5 protein-coding genes are annotated in these 7,712 nt (G+C 66.0%); all 5 read right to left on the reverse strand.

Annotated features, from left to right (window positions below; translation table 11 throughout):
• Nucleotides 1–895 (reverse strand): PPE family protein (locus tag ACQI5H_RS24310; RefSeq protein WP_427081846.1); only part of this gene is annotated, 895 nt, incomplete at its 3' end.
• 25 nt (nucleotides 896–920) lie between these two features.
• Entirely contained in the window at nucleotides 921–1,217 is a 297-nt protein-coding gene (locus tag ACQI5H_RS24315) for a PE family protein (protein WP_427081847.1), read from the reverse strand.
• Between the two features lie 96 nt (nucleotides 1,218–1,313).
• Nucleotides 1,314–5,543, reverse strand: a complete 4,230-nt coding sequence (eccCa, locus tag ACQI5H_RS24320; RefSeq protein WP_427081848.1) for a type VII secretion protein EccCa — start codon at nucleotides 5,541–5,543, stop codon at nucleotides 1,314–1,316.
• Nucleotides 5,540–7,081, reverse strand: a complete 1,542-nt coding sequence (gene eccB, locus ACQI5H_RS24325) for a type VII secretion protein EccB (RefSeq protein WP_427081849.1) — start codon at nucleotides 7,079–7,081, stop codon at nucleotides 5,540–5,542. Before eccB ends, eccCa begins: the two co-directional genes overlap by 4 nt.
• A gap of 18 nt (nucleotides 7,082–7,099) precedes the next feature.
• On the reverse strand, nucleotides 7,100–7,712 hold a 613-nt coding region (locus ACQI5H_RS24330), incomplete at its 5' end, for a C40 family peptidase (RefSeq protein WP_427081850.1).

Here is a 7,712-nt window from a genome sequence, read left to right on the forward strand (position 1 = left end):
GTTTGGGCGGGGCGGCCTCCACTTCCGAGGCCGCCCCGCCCAAACCGGCAAGGCCCGGTCCGCCGGCGCTGGTCAACGTCGACGCCCCACCCGCACCGAACATGCCCGGATTCATAAAACTCATGAATGGGCTCAGCAGGGATTGGAACTGACCCAGCCCGCTTGACCCCAACCCGCCGCTGAGCGGTGAGGAAAGCCCTTGCAGCGCTTGGGGAATCGAGCTAACCAGCTGTGGACCCATCGACAGCATCGTTTGGGCGTCCAACCCGGCGGGCAAGCCGGCGTTGCTGGCGAAATTCAGCGGTTGCTGTCCCGCTGAGGTGCCGCTCGACTGGCCCACCGCGGCCGCTTGCGCGGCCAGCCCCATCGGATCGGAGTTCGGTAGCGGCGGCAGGAACGGAACCAGCGACCCAGTGATCCCCGCAGACTGGCCGGCGAAGTTGTACATTGTCGCGGTGTCCTGGGACCACATTTGGGCGTAGTGGGCCTCGTTGGCCATGATCGCCGGAGTGTTCTGACCGATAAAGTTGGTCGCTACCAGCGCCGCCAGTTGAGCGCGGTTCTGGGCGATCACCGGCGGGGGCACCACCCCAGCGCGGGCGGCCTCAAACGCCGCGGCCGCCGCGGCCGCCGCGGCCGCCGCCTCCTGGCATTGCTCGGCGGTGGCGATCATCCACACCACATAAGGTGCGGCGGCCAACGCCATCGTCATCGACGACGGGCCCAGCCACGCCGTGCTCGTCAGCGCTTCGATCACCGCCCCGAACGCCCCGCCAGCCGATCCCAGCTGCGCGGCCAGAGCCTGCCACGCCGCCGCGGAGTCCATCAAAGACGCCGAACCCAGGCCGGCATACATCCGGCCCGAGTTGATCTCCGGTGGAACCTCGTAATCCATAGCCCTGGGCTGCCAAGCGCCGGGGTTAGACCATCGCGATGGTGTTGGCCGCCTCGGTGGCGGCGTAGTCGACCGAGCTGGCGCCCATCGTCGCGACAAACATCGCGTGAATGACCGACCCGATCGCCTGAGTCGCCTGATACACCCCGGCGTGCGTGCCGAACGCCGCAGCCAACAAAACCGAGGCAGGCTCGGGTGCCGGCGGCACCACTCCCAGCGTGGGCGCAGCACCCGCAGCATTACCCGCTGCTACCGCCGTCCCGATCCCCGCCAACCCTGACGCCGACGCATCAATCCCCGCAGGTAACGCCTCAACAAACATGAAATCCTCCCGCAACCGGCCTGACCGGACCATCTACCCGGTCTGATGAGAAAAGTGTATCGACGCGCGTGGACTTATGCGCGGGCCATCGCAGATCTAGTTGAACCCACCATCAGCCACTTGGACATAAATTCCTGACTCGCCCGATTCGGGTGTATTCATCAAGAATCCGCGGCCTCGCGGCATCGAATGGCCCTTCCATTTGCCCTTCACAAAACCGGGGTCCGGATCTGAATCCATCACCAGCATCGGTTCGGTGGCATCGCGCAGCAGCCGCAGCACCGGATCAGCCCCCAGCCCCGCCATGAACGCCCCGAACAACCGGGTGTAGACGATGTGCAACCCGACGTCGGCGCCCGCCTGCACGAACGGGGCGATCGGGACCAGCGGCGAATCGAACCCAGCCGGCAGTCGCTCAGAATCATCGATGATCAAAAACACCTCCGGGCCCTGCCAGTGCCGCTGCCCGATCTGATCGACCGACACATCGTCGCTAGGCATCCGCGGGCCCAGGAATGCGGCCAACTCGTCCATGCGCTGCTTGACCGCCGTCGGGGTTGAGGCGAAGCGCTGCACATACGACTTGTCCAGCACACCCAGCAGTTGGCGGCGCGGATCAACCAGCCAGACCTGCGCGGCCGGGCGGCCCGCCCCCGCGCCGGGCTGACTTGTGCCCGCCTCGGCACCCGGGGCATACACCCGCCCAATCTCGCGCATCAACGTCGCGCACGCCGTGGTGCGCCCGCACTTGGTTTGTCCTGTGATCATCAGATGCTGGCCGTCGAAAAACACCGGACGCTCGGTCTCATCGAGTGCCCACACCAGCGCCAAGTCCGCCCGGCCATCCCCGTTGGCCAGCGCGGCCAGCTCGCCTGGTGTGACCCGCTGGGGCAGCCGGCGAACCTTCGGTGCCGGCCTAAACCCGCTCGCCACCCGGGTCACTGCCTCGGCCACGCTGCGTGAGTCAAACACCTCACTATCGGTGGACTCCAGCGCCGGGCGCGCCATCAAGGTGTGCAACCCCACCGGGTCCCAGCCGGCGCGCTCGTAGTTCTGCCCGATCATGCCTCGGCCCGGCCGGCCCGAGGGAACCTCCGCGGCCAGCCGCGGCTTGGCCACCAGCTGGGCATCGTTGATATCGGCCAAGCGCAGCTCCACCCGAGACCCGAAGTCCCCGCGCACCGACACCTGCAAGTCGGTGCTCTTCGACACCGCGGCCACTACGTGAATACCGAACGTCGGCCCTTCCTTGATCAGTCGGTTCACCTTGTCTTCGACCAACGCTGGATACTCATTGAGCAGCGCGGCGTAGTTGTCGATCACCAAAAACACATCGCCATAACCGTCATCGGGCAGCGGCCCGGATTCACGGCCGGACTTGCGGCGGCGAAACACCTCCATCGACATCACGCCAGTGGCCTCGAAGCTGCGCTTGCGTGAGGCCAGCAGTGCGGCCATCTCCGCCACGGTGCGGCGCACACCGTCGCCATCCAGCGACATCGCCACCCCACCAACATGGGCCAACCCGCCCACACTGCCCAGCGCCGCCGAGGAAAACGCCAAGCAATAGAACTGCACCTGCTCAGGAGTGTGGGTCATCGCCGCCGCACAAATCAGATCCTGCAGCGCCGTCGTCTTGCCCGAGCCCTGCGCGCCGACGACCAACACGTTGGCCCCCGGGCCCGACACGTCAACGGTCAACGGATGCTGGTCATGCTTGAACGGACGGTCCACCAACCCGACCGGGAACACCAGATTCGGCGTCGCCGCATACTCGCTGTCCCAGCGGCGCCCCAGATGAGTGTTCACCAATTTCTCCACGCTCCACGGCGCATCCAGCGGCGGCTTCCACAGCCGGTAAGGCTCAAAGTCGATGCGGCGCAACTGATCGATGATGATGCGACCCACCTGCGGGCGCATCAACGCCGTGGCGGCCTCGGCGTCCTCGCCCTCGCTGGGCGCCTCGGCCACCTCCTCCTCGACATCGCCGAGCGCCACGTCGGTCACCGCGGAGTCCGCCGCCTCATCCGGCAGCGGCAGCGGAGTAAAATCCGTGGAAAATAGTTGCGGCGCAAAATAACTGACCGCCGCAGGGCCCTCCTGCGGGCCGCCGTCGAGGTCTTCGGTGCCAGGCTTGCGGTACTCCCGCCACAAGAACTCACCCTGAAATTTCGTCACGTTACCATTCGACGGGCTGCCCTCCAGGAAGTAACACTGCCCAGAACCCTTGAGGTTCACCGCGTTCGGCACACCGATCGCCGCGGCCGCCTGCGGTGTCTTGGTTTGCAGCGCCAGCCGATACCCCATGTTCTCCAACAGCGCCTCAGCGCGGGTGTCAATCTGCTGGCTGGCCATGTGCAGATGCACCCAATAGGCCCGGCCCTGCCGACAAATCCGATCCAGCGCCACCTGGATCTCACTGCCCATCAACTTAAACAGCTCAGCGAACTCATCAATGACCACCATCAACACCGGCAGCGCCGGCAACACCTCCGCGGCCCCCGACGACAACTGATCGGCGCGCAGCTTGTTGTACTCGGTCGCATCATCGGCACCAGCCAAGTCGCACAACGCTTTACGTCGCGCGATCTCGCCATCAAGCGCGTCCACGAAGCGGCCCATCAAACTCTGGTCCTCTTCAAGGTCGGTGATGATCTGCGCCACATGAGGAACCCCGGCAAACGGCCGCACACCCGAGCCGCCCTTCAGGTCGGCCAACATGAACTGCAGATTCTGCGGCGGGTGTCCCAAGATCAAGGATTCAATCAGCGCCCGCAACATCATCGTCTTGCCCGACCCAGTCGTACCTGCCATCACCCCATGCGGGCCCTGCCCGCCTTGGGAGCCCTCTTTGAGGTCAACGAAAAACAGCTCGTTATTGTCGGCGCGGTTACCCAGCGGCACCCGCAGCCGCTGCGAGGAGTTGATATCGCTGCGAGACGCCCACACCTTCTCAAAATCAATACTGGCGGCATCCTCAATACCGTAGTAGGACAAGATGTCTCGAGCCATCACCCGCTGGCCGGTGTGGATCTCGATCGCCTCGTAGGCCTCGGCCAGCCGCCACCGCGACATCCGCTCGGCGAATGTCTCGGCCGCATCGCGACTGATCTGATCGGCGTAGGCGAAAAACTGCGGCTCATTGCCCTGGGCGTCCCACGTCACCGGATCGCGCGGCACCGCCGAAATCACCGCGTTCTCACCAATATGCAGCACGCGGCGCACATCAGCGCACGCCGGAACCCGACCTGAACCCCGGACATCGAAAAACGTCAACCCATTGACCCCCTCGGAGCTTCCGAAACGATCCCAGCCCACCTCGGTGTCGCACACAATCAACGTGTGCGGCAACGGGCTAATCGGATCCTTCGATGCTCCCAGCCGGGCCCGGAAATCCCCGCGGCTCCGCAACGAGAGCCCATCGGCTTGCGCGGCAAGGAAATCGGCCACCGATCCATACACCATGCGCACCGGGCCCGCGCCATCCTCGAGCGCCGGATCACCGGCGTGCGGCAGCCACTTCACCCAATCCCACTCGGCCACATCCGAAGTCACCACCACCAGGCGCAGATGATCAGGGCCGTGGAAAAACACCAACTCGCAAATGATCGCGCGCATCAACGCCAGCACCCGCTCACGCGGGCCGCGCAGCTCATAGCCGGGCTCCACCATCAACGACACCAGCGCGGGCACCCCGTAAGCCACCGTCTGGTACTGCATGAACTCTTGAAGAACCTTGCCCGTCACCGGCTCGAGCTCAATATCGGTGGGCGCGTCCTGCGGCTCGGCGAACACCGCGGTATGCGACTCCACCAAATCCGTCATGCCCAGCCCCACCCGGGCCACCCCGAACCACGCATCAGAACCGTTGGGTTTGCGCTCCCACATCCGCACACTGCCCACGCTGGCCTCCAGCGTGTCCGGCGCCGGGTGATACCAGCGGTAATTCTCATCCAGCCGGTCAGCCAACTCCGACGTGGCTCCCCGCAGCTCGTCCATGACCATGCAAAAACGCGCCCTCAGCGCATCCAGCTTGGAACGCGACATCTCTCCCGACCCGCCGCGGCCGCCGAACAGCATCGCCATCAGCCCACCGACCATCACGATCGGAAACAGCGAGCCCGCCCCGGTGAACGAGCGGGCCCCACTAGCGAACGACACCCACACCATCGCCCCGACCAAACCCATCAAGCCGACGATCAACACCACCGACCACAGCGGTTTGCTTTGCGGCGGTGGGACTTTCAGCGGTGTTGGCAGCTCAATGGTTTCAGGGCGAAACGACGGCGCCTCCGCGGTCTCCTTGCGGGCAAACCCATGCTTCATGACTTAGGGACCTCCAATTCAGCTGGGTTGGCATCGACCGGCAGCGTGTTGTGGCGTACCAGCGCATCCGCGCGCGACAGCGCCGGCCCGCCCGCCAGCAGCCGCAGCGCCAGCCACGGCGCCGGACTCGGCGAATGCTTCTTTAAACCAAGTGCGTTCATGGTGTCCTCCTCGCGTGGCACCCCGAACCGCACCCCCGATTCCGAGATCCACCACAACGACTCCACCGTGGCAGCTTGCGGTGAATTCCCGGTGGACACCACATAATTGGCGTACTCGGGGCCCAAATACACCCGGTCGGCCTGCATCTGCGGGCCCGGGGTCTTCACCAAATCCACCACCTTGTCCACCTGCGACTCGGCCACCGGAATGCTCGGACCAGCGATCACCGATGTCGTCGCCATCGACTCCCCGGCCACCTTCTCCCAATGCCAGCACGCGGCCGCATTGAGCTGGCTGTCAATCACCTGCGGCGGCGCGGGCGGGAACGCCGACAAGTCCAACGTCTGCACCACCGGCAACTTGGCCAACACCGGCCCCGCCACCACCGGCATCACCGCACCGGCCGGGCCGGCGTTTTGCAGCACCTGAGCCACCACCGGCGACACCGGCTGCACGCCATCGGTCAACACCACCGAGTACGCCGTCTGACCGCCCACCTGAGGAGTCGACACCACCGTGCCCACCGGGCCCGGCGCCCCGGCGAACCGCGCCGGCGCCCCCGCAGCGGGAATCACCGGCACCGACAACTCCGGGCCCACCGGAATCGCATCAAACAGGGCCCGGCTCATCGGGCGCGACCCCGTCACCGCATCCTCGCCCAGCCCCAGCGCCAACAGCACCGCCCGGGCACCCTGATTGATCAGCGAACGCCGGCCATCGCGGATCAACCACACCGCATCCCCATAGCGACGTACCATCGCATCACCCGGGCCCAGCACATGGCGGCGCGGCCCCAACTCCGGCTGCCCGTCAATGATGGTCACCGTCACCGGCTCCGGTGCCGCCGTCCCGAAGGCCTTGGTGATCTCATCACACACCAGCCACGACGAGCGGCCCGGCGACGTCGCCGCCATATCCTGCGGGGCTCCGGCGATCCCGACCAGCGGCCCTCTCGGATGGGCGTCAATTTCGCTGCGCCGCACCCGAACCGGGTTGGCCGCCTCACCGACAATCAGCCGCGCCGAGGACAAATTCAGCGCCGGATACAGCTTGTCGCCCACCCGCACATACAGCGCACCCGAATCCTGATCCGCCAAAATCCGCGACTGCCCCGCCGACCCAGCCGGGCGCACGAACGACCAAAACAACGCCCCCAAAGACAACACCGCGGTGAGCGTCACCCCGGCCAGCATCGCCATCGACTGGCGCCGCCCCGGCTCGGCCTCCATCCGCACCCGCCGCCGAGTCATCGCCAACACCGCGCGGCGCGCGAAAAACATGTGACCCGACACCTGCACCCGCGTCGACAACCCCAAACCACGGCCGCGCCAACGCGACTCGTCGCCCTTATCCGCGCCCGGCTCAACCACCGTCACATACCCACCGTAAAATTGTTATCCGACAATTCTTTTCACCACCACGCGCCCATGCGGGAATCCCGAATATTGGACATGCCCACCCGGGGTCGGTGCCTCAATCACTTTCGTCGAGGACACCGCGAGCTGCACATGTTCAGGCCCGCGACCCGAGAAATTCGAAAACACCAAATCCCCGGCCCGCACATCAGCACGATCCACCGCCCTACCCACACGAATCATGTCGTAGGTCATCCGCGGCAACCGCACCCCCGCATGAGCGTACGAATCCATCAACAGTCCCGAGCAATCGTAGGTACGCGGGCCCGCCGCACCCCACACATACGGGCAGCCCAACTTCGTCTCCGCGTACTGCACCGCCCGCAACCCCGCCCCGCTGCCACGGCCATCGCCGCCCAACATCGAGGCATCCCACTCACCACCCCGCTCGCCGGCACCCCCGCGCACACTCCCCACCAGCGACGCGGGTATCCCCGATGCCAACCCCGACAGTCCGTTCAACGCGCCCAGGCCTCCACCGCCGGCGGGCATCATGTTGCCCAGCCCCGAGGCCGGCATACCGCCCATCGGCGCCGCGCCGATGCCGCGATAGCCCATCGCCAGCTCACGCAGCCGCAGCGCCAACAACCGG

The organism is Mycobacterium heidelbergense (assembly GCF_050205645.1).
GTDB lineage: Bacteria > Actinomycetota > Actinomycetes > Mycobacteriales > Mycobacteriaceae > Mycobacterium > Mycobacterium heidelbergense_A.